The organism is Bdellovibrio sp. HM001, from assembly GCF_055397275.1.
The window spans coordinates 1107796-1124058 of sequence record NZ_AP029174.1 but is presented as its reverse complement, the minus strand read 5'-3'; the positions used below and the strand labels follow the sequence as shown (position 1 = coordinate 1124058).

Here is a 16263-nt window from a genome sequence, read left to right as displayed (position 1 = left end):
GCTGAAAGAGTGCTCAAATTGAGTCATAAGGTAGAATAAAACTCATGGGTAACAATAAAAAAGACAACAACAGCAACTATCCTTTTTCCTCGACAGAGGGGGAAGCAGGCGTCCAGCTCGTCCCGAAACTGGACACTCCGAAGATGTACAAGGTGATTCTTCTGAACGACGACTACACACCGATGGATTTCGTCGTCCTTGTATTGCGTCGTTTTTTCGCAAAAACAGAAGAGCAAGCCACTGAAATAATGTTAGATGTTCATAAGAAGGGTGCAGGAATTGCCGGGGTTTTCAGCCTTGAAATTGCCGAAATGAAAGTGATGCAGGTCAATCAGTTCGCGCAACTCAATCAATACCCCCTGAAAAGCACACTGGAGGAGGAAGCATGATGAGCCGTGAACTTGAGCGCAAGCTCGCCGAAGCCACTGAACTCGCCAAGCGCAATCGTCATGAGTTTGTCACTCTGGAGCACATCCTTTTGATCCTCACCGAGTCTCCAGTCATGGTCGAAATTCTTGAGGCCTGCGCCGTCAATGTGCAAAAACTAAAACAGGATTTACGCGATCATTTGAAAACCGGCATTCCTCAGATCACCGATGAACAACTTGGTTCCTATGGTGGTTTTGAATCCTGGACACCTGAATTCACACTGGCCTGCCATCGCCTGATTCAACGTGCGGCCATTCAAATGAAAAGCGCCGGTCGCAATCAAATCAGCGAAGGCAGTCTGCTGGTATCTTTGTTCTATGAACAAGACTCTCACGCGGCTTTCGCGCTGGCCCGACAGGGTCTTACTCAATTTGATATCATCAATTTTATTTCCCATGGGATCACAAAGGACGGACGAGATCACGACATCCCTCCAGCCTCCACTCCCCGCCCCGCAGATTATCAGGGCGATGGCAGCGAGGAAGTTCGAGGATCCCCCTTGGAAAGCTTCTGCATCAATCTGAATGAACGCGCCAAACAAGGAAAGTTAGATCCTTTGATTGGACGCGAAGATGTGATTGAAAGAACTATCCAGGTGCTTTGCCGTCGCACAAAAAACAATCCCCTGCTGATTGGTGAACCCGGCGTGGGTAAAACCGCCATCGCGGAAGGACTTGCACAAAAAATCGTCAACAATCAGGTTCCAGAAAAGCTGAAAAATGCGGTGATTTACTCATTGGATCTGGGGGGATTGCTGGCCGGAACAAAATTCCGCGGTGACTTTGAAGGTCGTTTAAAAGCCGTCGTCAAAGAGATCGAAAAGCATCCCAATGCCATCTTGTTCATTGACGAAATCCACACGATCGTCGGCGCTGGCGCCACCAGCGGCGGGTCGATGGATGCCTCTAACTTGCTAAAACCAGCCTTGGCAAACGGTGATATCAGCTGCATCGGTTCAACCACCCACAGCGAATATCGCCAGTACTTTGAAAAAGATCGCGCCTTGAATCGTCGCTTTCAAAAGATCGACATCCATGAGCCCAGCAAAGAAGACTGCGTCAAAATTCTCAAAGGATTGCGCAAGTCCTACGAAGAATTCCACCAGGTGCAGTTCTCGGATGAAGCGCTGCAAGCCGCCGTTGAACTTTCGCAAAAGCATATTCACGGCAAACTTCTTCCCGACAAGGCCATTGACGTTTTGGACGAAGCCGGAGCTTACTTCCGTCTGAAATATGAAAATGCGGAAGACGTCAAGATCGACACGCCCGAGATCGAAGAGGTCATTGCAAAAATGACGGGGCTTCCTGTGGCCAATATTTCTTCAAGTGAAAAAACACAATTGCGTGATCTGGATAAGAAACTCAAAGCGCTGATCTTTGGACAAGACGAAGCCATTGACCGACTGGTGGCCAACATTAAGTATGCCCGAAGCGGCCTGGGTCGCCCGAACAAACCCATCGGAAGCTTCCTTTTCACCGGCCCCACAGGTGTCGGTAAAACCGAAGTCTGCCGCCAGCTTGCCAGCATCATGGGCGTTCATTTCGAACGCTTTGATATGAGTGAGTACATGGAGAAACACGCCGTGGCCCGCATGGTGGGGGCTCCTCCGGGTTATGTCGGTTACGAAGAAGGTGGTTTGCTGACAGAAGCGGTCACCAAAAATCCGTACTGTGTTCTTCTGCTGGATGAGATCGAAAAAGCTCACCCCGACATCACAAATATTCTGTTACAGGTGATGGATGCCGGAAGACTGACCGACAGCAACGGACGCGTGGCTGATTTTAAGAATGTGGTTCTGGTCATGACCTCCAACGCGGGTGCCCTGGAAACTTCGCGCGGCACCATCGGAATGGTCGACGAAAATCGCAGTTCCTTGTCTTTGGATGCGATCAAGAAGGCCTTCTCTCCGGAGTTCATCAACCGTCTTGATGCCGTGGTGTCCTTCCGCGACCTCACCGAAGACATGGTTATCCGCATTACTCAGAAATTTGTGGATGAACTGAAGATGACCTTGCTGGAAAAGAAAGTGGAACTGAACGTTTCTCAAGATGTAATTAAGTGGCTAATGAAAAAAGGCTACGACAAGGTTTACGGAGCGCGTCCTTTGGCCCGCTGTGTGGACGAACATCTTAAAAAAGCCTTGGTTGACGAACTTCTTTTCGGCCGATTGGTGGATGGTGGACGCGTAAATGTTGAACTTGAAAAGGATATGCTCAAGTTCCATTTTAGCACCACCCCCAACAATGGGGCGGGTCAAAAAAATCAAAAGCAACCTGTCACAACGTGATGGCATTGACATTCCTTTTAGAGTTATCATTATTAGTGGTGACTCTAAAAGGAGTGCATAAATGGCATTTTTAAAACGTATTGGTCTTTTTATTCTTACAAACGTTCTGGTGATCGTCACGATCGGTATCGTTTGGTCTATCGTCAGCCGCTTCCTGGGCTTGGCGGGACTTAACTCTTACATCCCGTTCTTGATGGCGTTTTGCGCCGTTTGGGGTATGGGGGGAGCGTTCATTTCCCTGTTCATGTCCAAATGGATGGCGAAGATGTTCCATGGCGTGAAAGTCATTGATTCTAACAATCCAAATCCTGAACTTCGAGCGTTGGTCACAAAAGTTCACGAACTGGCTCGCCGTGCGCAACTGCCTAAAATGCCAGAAGTTGGTATCTACGAATCCGTAGACATCAACGCCTTTGCGACTGGACCTTCCAAATCCAACTCTTTGGTGGCGGTCTCCACAGGTCTGTTGCAAAGAATGAACGACAAAGAAGTTGAAGGCGTTTTGGCACACGAAGTGGCTCACATCGCCAATGGTGACATGGTCACCATGACCTTGATCCAAGGTATCGTGAATGCGTTTGCCATGTTCTTCTCTCGTATCCTGGCAAACCTTGTGGCTTCCAACGTGGATGAAAAATTCCGCGAGATCGTTCGCTTCGCTGTCACAATCCTGGGCGACATTGCCTTCACGATGCTGGGCTCTATCGTGGTGAATTACTACTCACGCAAACGTGAATTCCGTGCGGATGCTGGTGGCGCGAAGTATTCTTCCCGCGAAAACATGATCGCAGCTTTGCAAAAACTGCGCTCTGTGTATGAATTGCCAATCCCACCGGAAGAAGGTGCGACAGCCACTTTGATGATCTCCAACCGCGACAAAGGTGGAATCGCCAAATTGTTCATGACTCACCCGCCTCTGGAAGTACGTATCGAAGCCCTGCAACGCGGCCGCGTTTAAGACCACTTGCAGCGGAAAGCCAACTTTAGAACGGCTTTCCGCTCTCGGGGTTGTTTCTTCACTGAAATGGGCATAACCTAACTGGGTTATGCCTCGTATAGTTCTTGCCCTCTCATTTTTCTCTGTTCTTTTGGGTTGCGCGACCACCTCGCGTTTTGACACGCGCATCGACAAGCGACTGACACCTCCCCTGCCAAGCTTTATGGCGAAGTGGAGATCTGCTCCTGTTTCAGATCTTGAAAAACTTGAAGTGGGCGCCAAAGAAAACAACATCCTTTGGTGGAAGACCTATATGGTGTCCATGGCTCATAAGGAAAAAAATCCCGCCGTGGCATGTGAAGGCTTCAGTCAGCTATCTGCTGTCATGGAATTCCCACTGCACGATCTGGCATTGCTCAGAGCTTATGAAACCTGCCCTGCAGACAAATTGCTGGCCAATCTGCCGGAAAGTGTCGCCCCTTGGTATCGCGATCTTTCCATCGACATCAATCTTAAAAAAGCATTGCAGACACCAGAACTTCAGGATGACCTGACGGCCTATGTTGAAAAAGCTCGTAGCGAAAGCAATAAAAAGAACAAGGAAGAATACTATCTTAAGGCCCTTTTGCTGGCACAAAAACTGGAACTTAAAGAAGACGCCGCCAGCATCCAGGCCCAGCTTTATAAAAATTCTCCGCGCCTGAATCCTGCGCCCGCCTATAAAGAGCTCAGCGCTGTCGCTTCGGACTATCGCTTCCATCGGGAGTTCGACAAAGCTCTTAAAACTTACAGACAAATCCTGGATGCCAAAGAGGCTACGGCCGACGAACAATTCCAGGCTTTGAAAAACATCCGCCAGACTTATAAGGTCGCCCAACGCCGCAACGATTATATCAACGCCACGGCCGATGTGGTGAACTGGGCCAAAAATCAGCTACAAAAAAATAAAAAGGACCGCCGCACAATCGCGCGTTTCCATGATTCGCAGGTTCTGTTTGCGAAAACCTTGTGGACGGAAGATCAAACTTCCCGTGCGGTGCAGGTGTTAAACGAAACCCATCGCCGCTTGCGTGGTGTTTATCCGATGGATGAAGTGTTCTTTATCCTGGGCCGCATAGACGAAGAAAAAGGCAACTTCAAGAAAGCCCTGGAATACTTTGAAGCCAGCTATCAACAGCCTGTCAGCTTTTCGGGCCTGCGCGATAAGATCTCGTGGTTGAAGTCCTGGAACTATTTCAAACTTGGCAAATGGGCGGAAGCCCGCACCAGCCTTGAGCAGATGAAAGAGCTGGTTAAAGACCCTTCCGATAAATCCCGTGCACGTTTCTGGCTGGCTAGAACACTTAAGAAACTAAATCTTGAGCCTGAAGCCCAAGCCGAACTGCAAACTCTGAGCAAAGAAGATCCGCTGGGATACTATGGGGTCATGGCCTATCGTGACCTGGGCTGGGAGTTCCCTCCCCTGTCCGTTGATGTCAACGAGCTGCAGGGCTTAAGTTTATTTTCTGTGGAGGAGCTATCCGTTTCCACCCGTTTGACGACTGAGTGGCTGATAGCCGTTAATGAAAAACCTTTTGCAGAAAAAATCTTGAACATCGCCGTTGATGACCTGAAAAAACGCAATGTCACAGCGGAGAAGACCTGGCTGGCGGTATCTTCTGGATACGCACGTGCGGGCCTATACTTGCCGCTATTCTCTGCCATTGGTGCTTTACAACCAGAGGTCAAAGACCGCTTGCTAAATGATCATCCCGATCTTTTGTTCCCACAGGCTTACGGCGATATCATCGCAGAAGCTTCCAAGAAAAGCGGAATCCCACAAGAGTTTATTTTCTCTATCATCCGCCAGGAATCCGCATTTAATCCCGAAGCCCGCAGCCCCGTGGATGCCTTCGGTTTGATGCAACTTCTGCCAAGTGTCGCCAAACAACTGGCAAAACAGAACAATCTACCCTATAGCGAAGCCAGTGACTTGTTTAAGCCCGAAATCAATGTCCCGCTGGGGGCCTTTGAGCTGAAGAACCTGATGCGCAAGTATAACAACCAATATATTTTGGCTGTGTCCGGTTACAACGCCAATGACAGTGCCATCCGCGGTTGGCTCAAGACCCGCTTCCGGGATGACTCTGTCGAGTTTATCGAGGAAGTTCCGTATGAAGAAACCCGGGCTTACATCAAGCTGACGATGCGAAACTACGTCTTCTATCAACGACTGCTTCATCAAGGCAAAGGTTCCCGCTTCCCGGAAGAACTGCTCAAGTTACAACGCTAGCCCCAAAGCAAAAAGCCACCTTCCCAAGGTGGCTTTGTTTATTTCAAAGATCCAACCCTAAACTGCGGTGAAATCGTTTACGACGTTCTAAATCAAAAATATATCTAAGCTCTACTAAAGAGCGAAAGCGTTCGTGAAAATGCATCCCCGTTATCACGAAACCCTCCTTTAATTTCGGGATCAAGACTCCGGGATTATTGGGGTGGTGCAGACTTGTGACCACTTGAAATTCTTCATGGCGCACTTTCTCCAGAACACAACTCAGAAGTTTTCCGTAAAGCCCCTTTCCTCGGAACTCCGCCAAAACTGCCGAATTTTGCATATAGTAGGTTTCTGCATCCGTGGCATGTCCAAAGTGCCAACCTATCATTCGATCCCGAGAGAAAACCCCCATGCGTAGAATAAATCTTTGTTCCGTTTTGCGGCGATCAGATAACTTCCCCTGACTCGGACCGTCGCCTGCCCCCGCCGCTTCTGCTTCTAATCTGTTGAAGAAAACCGAATCGAAATTTTCCGCCAAACAGGTGCGCAACTCCGATGCAGAGACCTCTCTTACGTAAAAACCATCGCCAATATCTTTGGAAAACATACGTCGTCCTATTTTAGAAGTTCAGGATAAATAAAAAAAATTCGTCTAACAAAATCCACACCAAGCCGATCTTCAAGCAACTTCATTTGAGAAATTATAACTTCACCGTCGTTGCCTGCCTCTTCCTTCTTTGTATCTTCCAAGGGAATTCCCACATCATGATGCAGATATTCACCAAACTCAGAAATACAAAAATCACAGTAAGCTTTAGTATGCAGAATAAAGTGGTGCCACATCTGATCCAGATATTCGATTTGATTCGTAAAAAGAAAGGGCCCTTGCAGAAAGCCTTCCTTTTGGGACTTATGAATAAAACGTAGCAAAGTCACAAGATCGTCATAGACCATTTCAAGCAGCACTGTCGATTTGGAGTTTGAAAATTCTTTTAAGTTCACAATTCTTGCAATGATATTTTTCATAAATCCCCCACTTAAACGTTACACAGGATCGCCATCACCACCATGCGAACCAGCACCACAGGTGCGATAGATGGAGCCATCCAAAGCTTTTTCCTGAAACTCTGCTTTTGATTTCTCGTAAGAACAAATCTCATTTCCTTGATTCCTCAAGGCCTCAATATCTTGATTGGATAGCTGAGATTCATCGACATTCAATGCCCGCAACACCCCTCTCACTGAGCTAATCTCAGAAGCACTCAACGAAGCCGCGTGAGCAAAGGGAGCCGTCGCCAGTACAATCGCCATAGCCAATAACTTATTAATTTTTTGCTTTTCCATTTCTTTCTCCTTTTCCGTAATTCGGATGCTGAGACGTATTGCGAATGCGATACCAGCGTCAGATCGAATATATTCGATCTCATGGGTGTAAATAGCTTTAGCGCCCTATAACCTGGTCCGAAATCCGAGAATCAAGATCCGGCTTCTGACCGTCCCATTCTGCGACATCCCCCATCAACAGTCCCTCTTTTCGTCTCATGCTGCCGGACTATTTGCCGATAAGTTCTTGTGGAGAAAGGGGAATACTTCATGTTTTCTCGCAAAGTGGTTATTGCAGCTAGTTGTGTCGGTTTGACTTTCTTTGGCGGTTTGGGGCTTTACCTTTACTCCACACAAGAAAGCTCTCCTTCCCGCACACAAAGCTCCAGCAAAAAGGACAGCAGCCTGCGTGCGCTGGAAAAGTCCTTCATCACATCACAAACTGACAAAGTTGTGGATGAGCCCAGTGCCCTTTTCAACGACCCGGCCATCAGTCAGGCCTGGGGCTTAAAGAAGTCTGATGCAGCCCGCGCCTGGTCTGTCACCAAAGGCAGCCGTGACATCGTCATCGCAGTGATCGATACCGGCATTGACATCAAACACGAAGACTTGGCCGGAAACCTTTGGCGCAATCCCGGAGAAACCGGTTTGGACTCCAAGGGACGAGACAAAGCCACCAACGGCATTGATGACGACGGCAATGGTTTTGTTGACGACGTCTATGGCTGGAACTTTGTTTCCAACAATCCGAAGCTTGATGACAATCACGGACACGGAACCCATATCGCGGGCATCATCGGTGCAGAAGCTGGAAACGGCAAAGGTATCACCGGGATTGCCCCGGAAGTCAGCCTGATGATTTTGAAGTACTACGATCCTAAAGTTCCAGGAACAGACAACCTCAAAAACACGGTGGCTTCCATTCGCTATGCCGTGAAGATGGGTGCGAACATCATCAACTACTCCGGTGGGGGCACAGAGTTCTCGCAGGAAGAACATGACGCCATTGCCGAGGCCGAGAAGAAAGGCATTCTGTTTGTCGCAGCGGCTGGTAATGAAAGATCCAACTCGGATCAGCATCACTACTACCCGGCTGACTACAAACTTAAGAATATTATCTCTGTGACGGCCATTGACCCTTCTACCCAAGTGCTGGCGTCATCCAACTATGGTGTTGAAACCGTGGATATCGCAGCCCCAGGACAAAACATCCTGTCCTGCCTTCCGGGGAACTCTTATGGTTATATGACCGGCACATCGCAAGCCACAGCCTTTGTCACTGGAGCCGCCGCTTTGGTGATGGCTCATAAGCAGTCTTTCCAGGCCGAAGATGTTAAGAAGTACATTCTTGCCACAGGGGATGCCCAGTCGCAGTTGGCTTCCAAAACCAGAACCTCCCGTCAGTTGAACCTTTATAAAGCTTTAACGATTCTGGATCAGGGCGTGGGAGCTTCCGGGGTGATTGCCGTAAACACTCAAAACATGAAAAGCTTCAGCGGTGATCCGAACGACAGAAGATCCCGTGCAGCGGAAGAAGGCCTAGATGCCACCGCCACCGAGATGAGCATGTTCGGCAAGTCCTTGATTGATGCCATGGGCTCAAAAGCTCGTCCAAGCAAGCTCGGTACAAAACAGGAAAACGAAGGTTTCTAGCAGGCCGGCGGCAATCCCCGCCTGCTCTTGATTTTCATTATCTTACAAATTATTAAGAGTTGTTTTTTAAATGTTAGTAAATGGCAATTCTCGATACTATCACTGCCATGCGCTTTCATCCATTACTCCTCTCCGTGCTTTTCTGTTGGTGCCTGTGTGGAAAAGACGCTCTGGCAATTGAAACTCTCACAATGGATGTGTGGGAACCCTACGCGCCCGAATGGGCCGTTGCTGATTTTAAGAAAATCATAAAGCAAAAATACAACAAAGAAATCAAGGTGGTGGTCAAATATGTTTACTCACCGAATGACTTCTTTGATCGCGTTCGTGGCAACGAAACCGATATTATTTCCCCTTCCCACAACCTCATCCACGACGATAGATTTTCATTTATCCAAAAGAAGCTTGTCATCCCCGTCAACAAAGAACTTCTCCCCCATCTCAAGGAGGTCGAGCAAAGCTTCATCAACAATGACTTCATTGTTGATAAGAACCTTCTTTATGGAGTTCCATTTGCTTCTGGCGCCTACAGTCTTCTCTATAAAAAAGCGCATTTCAAAACAGCTCCCGACAGTTGGAAGATTTTGTGGGATTCGAGATATCGCCAGCAGTTTGCGATCTCCAAGGAGTTTTACGAGAGCAATATCTACATAACAGCCCTCTCTCTGGGCATACCCAAAGATAAAATTGCCGACATTGAATCCCTTAAGTCCGAAGCATTTTCCAAAAGACTGAAACAGTTGTTAAAAAATGCGACCTACTGGCAAGGCGTCCCCCACGACAAAGATGTTGAAACAAGCGTTCTCACCACCGCATGGGGCTTTTCGCATTCTGTCCATGACGACCCCAAAAAAGAATGGGTCTTTGCCTTCCCCAAAGAGGGCATCACCATGTGGACAGACTACCTCCTAGTGACCCGGGCCGTAAAAAGATCCGCCTTTGCTGAGACTTTGGCGATGGAATGGCTGAATTTTTCCCTATCGCCGGAATTCCAAAGAAGATTAGTGATTGATCAGCTCAAATGCTATTCGGCCGTCCCCAGGGCTTATGTGGCAGAGGGGTACAAACCCCTGACGATTGCCCCCAAGGAAAAGGAATTTCTCTTTAAAAATGCCATCTACTGGCCGACCCTCTCCGCACGCAATCGCAATGGCATGAAGCTTATCTATGACAGGGTGGAGAAGGAAATTCAGAAAGAAAAAGCCGCCCGGAAATAACAGGGGTCGCGGCTGTCTAGATTCTCGACAGCCCTTTCCTTTTTCCCCAACGAGTGCCCTTACCTGGATAACTCCGCCTAGCTGTGGCACATTGCCCCCAATCCGTTCGGGGGACCTCACTTATGACAAAAATTCTGTCTTCATTGTTTGTACTATTGTTTTCAACTTCTGCTTTGGCAGACCTGGCGGCCAGTTTCGACAAAATCCGCAACCAAGCCCGCCACTATCGCGATCCAGGCGCCGTCTGTGAGGAAGTGGCCCGCGCTGAATTCTCTGAACAGTATCCCGCACCTCAGTATGAAGTGATTGTAGGCGTAGCCTATAACTTAAAAGGCCGCACCGTTGGCGAACTGGATATGGTGCTTCTGGATAAGAACACTCAAAAAGTCGCCATGGTGGGTGAAGTGAAATGCTACAGCAACCTGAAAAACGGCCTGACCAAAGCCAAACAACAACGCAAAAGATTCCTGACTCACCTGGGCTCCGGCCAGCCGTTGGAGTTTATCAACACCGCCACCGGAGAAAAGTACGCCTATGAACAGTTCCAGTACGTGACACAGTTTATTTCTGTCTCCCAGCGTGGCGGCAAAGCCGTCGGATTTGATTATGAGTTAGAACACAATCTGGATGAAATGACCCAACTGCGGGACCAGATCATTCACTGTCAGAAAGAAAGACTCTGCCCAATTCCGTAAAAGGCTCTCCTGGCTTGCTATCCAGGTCCGGTAATGCCAGACTTGTTTGCAAAGGAAGGGGAACTTTTATGAAACCGGTACTATCTGTCTTCATATTTTTATTTGGCCTGAGCACTCAGGCCGACGTGGGCTTCAAAAACGGAAATCAAAAAACAGCGGTCCTAGCACAAGGACGTATCATCGTTCACTGCCAATCCAATTCTCCCGGGGGACCAACTTACGGCTCTTTTATCTGTCGTGAAGAGATTCTGACCTCGGGCGAATATGACTACTTCGTTGGTCCCACGGGTGTAAAAGGTGACTCCGTCACGCTGACAGCTCTACACCAAGATGGCTCGCAAAGAACCAAAACTATTGCCTATGACAGCACCAAAGGACAAAGCAAAAAATCCATCAATCTGTGGATCGCAACATTGCTGCAAAAACCTTTACTGGATCCGGGCAAAAACGTTGTGAGATACAAAATCACATTGAATGACAAAGTGACCGCTACAGGCGAGTTCCTAGCCGAAGTCAAAGATGGCGGCACCAAAACCTGCTCCAGAACGGGCACTTACTGGTCCAACATGCCATCGGACTGCCAGAACGGTTCGTCCATGTGCAACCGCTACTTTAACGAAAACAACTATTGCCTTTAAATGAAAAAGGCTCCCGGTCGGGAGCCTTTTTTAATCCAGAAAATCAGAGGCAGAGATCTTGCCTTTAATCATCACAATCAAGCCCGCCGTCATGCAAGCCAGCGCCACACCGACGCCAATCAAGTTGCGATGCCCTAGATTGATCATACCCAGCAAAATCAAGAGGGCACTTAGACCAAACGGCCCCCAATAAAGGTACTTGTTCCATTTCGGTTTAGCGGCCTCACCGGCCACCGGTTTTTGAGACAAACCGATCATCATCAAGGAATTGATTCGCGCGATCATCTCGTCACACTTCGGGTCACCCCCCTGTGCCGCTTTCAGATCCTCGTATTTTAGCACCGCAAAACGCAACGCATCCAACTGATGGCAGGAACGGATGAATTCATCATGCAGATCTTCGTTTTCGAAGTTTTCAACCAGGTTTTTCCATTTACGCACCAGACTTGGCTGCGCTTTCAAGGATGGATCCTTTGGCAGACCTTCCAGCTTTTCGAAAATCACATGGCAGGAATAACATTCCTTCGCGCGACGCCCGTTTAAGGCTCCACACTTCGGGCAGGATTTCATCTCTTGAGTGCCCGGCTCGACGACTGAATTAGCTTGGCGCTCAGCAGCAAGAACTCGTTCGCTCTTCTCCATGATCGCAGAAAGGGGCTCTTCCCGAGTCTCTTCCGGCTCCAACGAAACCTTAAAGCACATCACATTCAGAGGGTCCTGAGGAGGATATTCGAAACTGAATCTGCTTTCACAGGAAATGCACTGAAATAGAGGCGTTTCCGACTGGATATCGTCACTCTCAACTTCGTACAATTTCGCGCATGATGGGCATCTGATCTTCAATTTCACGTGGACTCACTCACTCTTTATGTTACTAATACCATGATGAAGAGATGGTTTCAATTTTTCAAGCATAAAGCCTACGATTTTCGTTGGGCGATTCTCTCTGGAATTCTCGTCGGCACAAGTTACATCCCCTTTCCTCCGTGGGCATTGATCTTTTGCTACACTCCGCTTTGGCTTTCTGCGACTGAGGAAAACAGTTCTGTTAAGAAATCTTTTTGGGCGGGCTGGGTCACACAATTCATTCTGACTTTGATTGGCTTTCACTGGATTGCCTACACCGCGCACGAGTTCGGGCAACTGCCGTGGGCCGTGTCCTATCTGGCATTGCTTCTTTTTTGTGCGTTTATGCATCTGTATATTCCTGTCGCCGTGGCCGCAGGAACGTGGTTGCGCCTGCGTTTTTCTTTAAGTGGCGGGCAAAGCCTGTTTGCCATCGCTTTGTTGCACGCGCTTTTGGAGCGCATCTGGCCGGTCATCTTTGAGTGGCATTTAGGATACACTTTCATCTGGTCGAAGATGCCGGGATATCACCTTGCCGACCTCGTGGGCTTCCATGGACTTTCCGCAGTGGCTTTGCTTTTCAATGCCTGGATGGGATACATCTGGCTGAAGCAAAGCTATATCAAAAAGGCCCTGACTCAGCTTTCTGTGCTCGCGATGACCTTTGCAGCCCTGATCGCTCTGGGGTACTGGCACGGCCAAAAGTGGAACCACTTTGACAGTGAAATCCGCGCCACTGTGGTTCAAGCAAACATCGGCAATCTGGAAAAGATCTATGCCGAACAAGGGCGTGGTTATCAGGAAGTCATCACACGTAAGTTCCTGGATCTATCCTTCGGGGCATTACAAAAGTTCCCGCAGACCGACATCCTGGTCTGGCCTGAAACCGCCTTCCCAGACTATCTGGACCAGCATCTGCTGGATCGCAAGAATACTCAGATTCTGATTTCCGGACTGGCTCCGCTGAAAACACCGCTGATCACCGGAGCTTATTCCAAAGATCCTAAAACGGATGAGAAAAAAGACACTTCCACCTACAATGCCCTGTTCCTGATTGATCCCAACGGAAACAACCTGGACAAGCCGTATCGTAAAACGGAACTGCTGGCCTTCGGCGAATATCTGCCTTTGAGCGAACAATTCCCCTTCATCCTGAAGCTTCTGCCGTTCATTTCAAATTTCGGGCGTGGCCATGGTCCCGAAGTCATGACCTGGGAGCGCCCGGAAGGAAAAATCCGCTGGGGCGGTCAGATTTGTTATGAGGGTCTTTATCCGAACTTTACACGCGGATTGTCCCAAAAAGGGGCCGACATTCTGGTCAACGTGACCAATGACTCCTGGTTCGGGAAAACATTTGAACCTCATCAGCACCTCTATATGACACTGGCCCGGGCGATTGAGGTGCGCCGCCCCTTGGTCCGTTCGACCAATACTGGCATCAGCACCGCCATTCTTGCCAATGGTGATGTTCTGCAAAAATCTCCGCTCCATGAAGAATGGAGCGGTCAATTTGTGATAAAGTATTTAAAAAATGCTCCCGTCACGTTCTATGTCCAATGGGGTCATTGGGACTGGATCGTGTTAATTCTGATTTTGGGAGCCATTATTGTCCGAGGAGCCCTCAATGCAAGATCTCGTCGTTCTTGATTGGATAGAAATTCTAGAAAAAATTAAGACTCACGCGACCAGCGATATGGGGCGTGAGGCCGTCATGCAAACCGGTCCGCTGAATTCCCGCGAAGAAGCTTATGCGAGCTTCCAGGAAATCAGCCATGCCACCGAAGTATTAAATCAGGGTGTGCGTCCGTTCATGACCAGCTTGGATTTATATTCGACCTGGATTTCGCGCCTGAAAAAACGGGCGGTTCTAAAAACATTGGAAATGAAAGACGTCCGCAGCTTCTGCCTTGAAGCCCTGGCGTTGAAAGAGGCCCTGCACCCGGTACAAAACGACTGGGCTCAGCGCCTTCACGGAAGCCTGATGAAGGCTGAAGAACCGATTTCAGCCATTGATCAGATCCTGACCCCCAGTGGAGACATCCGATCGGATGCCAGTGAAACACTTTTCCGTCTTTTCCGCGAAAAAGAAAGACTGGCGCGCGAGGTGCAAAGCACCCTGGATCGCCTGGTGCGCGATCATCAAATGGAAAATGTCCTGCAGGATAAATACGTCACCACTCGCGAAGGCCGCTGGGTTCTTCCCGTGCGCAGTGGGATGCAACACCATCTGCCAGGGGTGATCCACGGGTCGTCCCAAACCAAACAGACTGTTTTCATTGAACCCGAAAAAGTGATTCCGTCCAACAACCGTTTGCGCCAGATCGAGGTGGAGATTGAAGACGAGATTGAAAGGCTTCTGACTGAGCTTTCACATTATCTTTCTTCAAAGTCCCTGGACATTGAAAGCTCCCAGGTTTTAATGCGAGATGCGGACCTTCGCTTTGCGCAGGCCCAGTTTGCCAACATGGTCAACGCCCACCCGATTGAGTTTTCCACCGACAGCATGGAGCTGATCGAGGTGCGCCATCCCCTGCTGCAATTGACCGGCAAACCGGTCGTTGCCAACACGGTTTTGCTGGAAGGACAAAAAAGCATTTTGCTGCTGAGTGGTCCCAATGCCGGCGGTAAGACGGTGCTTTTAAAATCCATCGGCCTTGCTGCCCAGATGGCTCGTTGCGGGCTTCCGATCTGTGCCAGCGAAACATCCAAGGTTCCGTTCTTTAAGAATGTTCTGATCGGCATTGGTGACGCCCAAAGCGTCGATGAAGAACTCAGCACCTTCGCCGCGCACTTGAAAATCCTGGGCAAAGCGGCCTCCGTCAAAGGCCGCGACAATCTGATCCTGATTGATGAAATCTGTGGTTCCACCGATCCTGAAGAAGGAAGTGCCCTGGGCCGTGCATTTATTGAAGCTTACTCTGCTAACGACGTCTTTGGTGTGATCACCTCACACTTGGGGCCGTTAAAAGCGGGCTGGGATGAAGGCAGCCGGGTACTGAACGGAAGTATGGAGTACGATCCCAAAACGGGCCGTCCAACTTATCAGTTCTTAGCCGGAATTCCCGGTGATTCCATGGCTATTCAAACTGCCAAACGTGTGGGTGTGGCTCAGACCATCGTGCAGCGTGCTTTGGACGTGCTGGCGCCAGCTACTCGCGCACGTCTGGAAGGCCTGGAACAGATTGAACAGTTGAAAGCAGACATCTCGCTTTTGCAGGACCACCTGCGTAAGGAAACAAAAAAAGCCACCGAGATGAAACGCAAATACGAAGGCATGCTGGAGCAATTCAACAAAGACAAAGACGAATGGTTGCAGCGCACTTTAAAGAAAGCCGAGCGCAAAGTTGAAGAAGCCATCGCGCACGCCAAGGCGGATGAGACCTTCAAACGTCACACGGCTTTGCAGGAAATCAAATACAAACTTCCTGAAATTGTAAAAGCAAAACCGATCACACAACCAGGAGCACCGGAAACGGCCGAGGAATTTGGCAAGAATTTCCCACCGGGATCAAAGATTTTTGTACCCAGCCTGAACCAGGACGGTATCGTGCAGAGCACGCCCAACTCCAAAGGAGAAGTCCTGATCCTGTCCGGATCAGTGCGTCTGCAGATTCCTTGGACGGTGCTCAAAGCACCGGGCAAACCGTCCAATCCAACTTCGCAGTTGGTTCGTCAAAGTTCCAACATCACTGTGGCACTGGCTGATGATGACCGCACACTGGATCTGCGTGGAAAAACTGTCGAGGATGCTTTGCAGGAACTGGAGCTGGCTTTGGATAAAGCCGCACAAGCACGCGAAGACCGTATTAAGGTCATCCATGGACATGGCACTGAAGCTCTGAAGCGCGCCGTGCGCACGTACTTGTCTCGCTCGATTTACGTGAAGAAGTGGAAAGCGGGCTCACCTGAAGGTGGCGGCGACGGCATCACTTGGGTGGAAATTGGCGAGTCTTAAAATAGCAAAGCCCCCGATAACATCGGGGG

Annotated in this window: 14 protein-coding genes; 10 read left to right on the top strand and 4 right to left on the bottom strand. The window is 49.2% G+C overall.

Annotation, left to right across the window (positions count from 1 at the left end):
• Positions 1-44 precede the first annotated feature (44 nt).
• The 4 genes from clpS to ACZ5ZZ_RS05440 all read left to right on the top strand — a co-directional run bounded on the left by clpS (position 45) and on the right by ACZ5ZZ_RS05440 (position 5925).
• A complete protein-coding gene (clpS, locus tag ACZ5ZZ_RS05455) occupies positions 45-389 on the top strand; it encodes an ATP-dependent Clp protease adapter ClpS (protein WP_262553862.1) in 345 nt (114 codons plus the stop codon).
• On the top strand, positions 386-2716 hold the full coding sequence (clpA, locus tag ACZ5ZZ_RS05450) for an ATP-dependent Clp protease ATP-binding subunit ClpA (RefSeq protein ID WP_464141618.1): 2331 nt from the start codon (positions 386-388) through the stop codon (positions 2714-2716). Before clpS ends, clpA begins: the two co-directional genes overlap by 4 nt.
• A gap of 61 nt (positions 2717-2777) precedes the next feature.
• A complete protein-coding gene (gene htpX, locus ACZ5ZZ_RS05445) occupies positions 2778-3674 on the top strand; it encodes a protease HtpX (protein ID WP_464117681.1) in 897 nt (298 codons plus the stop codon).
• A gap of 88 nt (positions 3675-3762) precedes the next feature.
• Positions 3763-5925 (top strand): transglycosylase SLT domain-containing protein, encoded by a 2163-nt coding sequence (locus ACZ5ZZ_RS05440; protein WP_464134161.1) that lies wholly within the window; start codon positions 3763-3765, stop codon positions 5923-5925.
• Between the two features lie 43 nt (positions 5926-5968).
• Here the strand turns inward: ACZ5ZZ_RS05440 and ACZ5ZZ_RS05435 are convergent, their stop codons facing one another.
• From ACZ5ZZ_RS05435 to ACZ5ZZ_RS05425, 3 genes are read right to left on the bottom strand one after another with little or no spacing between them, the layout of a single operon-like run.
• Positions 5969-6514 (bottom strand): hypothetical protein, encoded by a 546-nt coding sequence (locus ACZ5ZZ_RS05435; protein WP_464117685.1) that lies wholly within the window; start codon positions 6512-6514, stop codon positions 5969-5971.
• 8 nt (positions 6515-6522) lie between these two features.
• Entirely contained in the window at positions 6523-6933 is a 411-nt protein-coding gene (locus ACZ5ZZ_RS05430; protein WP_464117687.1) for a hypothetical protein, read from the bottom strand.
• Positions 6934-6951: 18 nt separating this feature from the next.
• Positions 6952-7251 (bottom strand): hypothetical protein, encoded by a 300-nt coding sequence (locus ACZ5ZZ_RS05425; RefSeq protein ID WP_464141616.1) that lies wholly within the window; start codon positions 7249-7251, stop codon positions 6952-6954.
• 249 nt (positions 7252-7500) lie between these two features.
• Between ACZ5ZZ_RS05425 and ACZ5ZZ_RS05420 the strand changes: the two genes are divergently transcribed.
• The 4 genes from ACZ5ZZ_RS05420 to ACZ5ZZ_RS05405 all read left to right on the top strand — a co-directional run bounded on the left by ACZ5ZZ_RS05420 (position 7501) and on the right by ACZ5ZZ_RS05405 (position 11433).
• Positions 7501-8883 (top strand): S8 family peptidase, encoded by a 1383-nt coding sequence (locus ACZ5ZZ_RS05420; RefSeq protein ID WP_464117690.1) that lies wholly within the window; start codon positions 7501-7503, stop codon positions 8881-8883.
• Positions 8884-8963: 80 nt separating this feature from the next.
• Positions 8964-10100: an ABC transporter substrate-binding protein gene (locus ACZ5ZZ_RS05415; RefSeq protein WP_464141614.1), complete on the top strand. Its 1137-nt coding sequence runs from the start codon at positions 8964-8966 to the stop codon at positions 10098-10100.
• Between the two features lie 122 nt (positions 10101-10222).
• Positions 10223-10795, top strand: coding sequence for a hypothetical protein (locus ACZ5ZZ_RS05410; protein ID WP_464134157.1), 573 nt, complete (start codon positions 10223-10225; stop codon positions 10793-10795).
• Positions 10796-10863: 68 nt separating this feature from the next.
• On the top strand, positions 10864-11433 hold the full coding sequence (locus ACZ5ZZ_RS05405; RefSeq protein ID WP_464117696.1) for a hypothetical protein: 570 nt from the start codon (positions 10864-10866) through the stop codon (positions 11431-11433).
• Between the two features lie 30 nt (positions 11434-11463).
• Here the strand turns inward: ACZ5ZZ_RS05405 and ACZ5ZZ_RS05400 are convergent, their stop codons facing one another.
• Positions 11464-12282 (bottom strand): hypothetical protein, encoded by an 819-nt coding sequence (locus ACZ5ZZ_RS05400; protein ID WP_464134155.1) that lies wholly within the window; start codon positions 12280-12282, stop codon positions 11464-11466.
• Between the two features lie 33 nt (positions 12283-12315).
• On the opposite strand from ACZ5ZZ_RS05400, the gene lnt reads away from it, so the two are divergent.
• On the top strand, positions 12316-13926 hold the full coding sequence (lnt, locus tag ACZ5ZZ_RS05395; protein WP_464134154.1) for an apolipoprotein N-acyltransferase: 1611 nt from the start codon (positions 12316-12318) through the stop codon (positions 13924-13926).
• A complete protein-coding gene (locus ACZ5ZZ_RS05390; protein ID WP_464141613.1) occupies positions 13904-16234 on the top strand; it encodes an endonuclease MutS2 in 2331 nt (776 codons plus the stop codon). The genes lnt and ACZ5ZZ_RS05390 overlap by 23 nt, the downstream gene beginning before the upstream one ends.
• Positions 16235-16263: the final 29 nt, after the last annotated feature.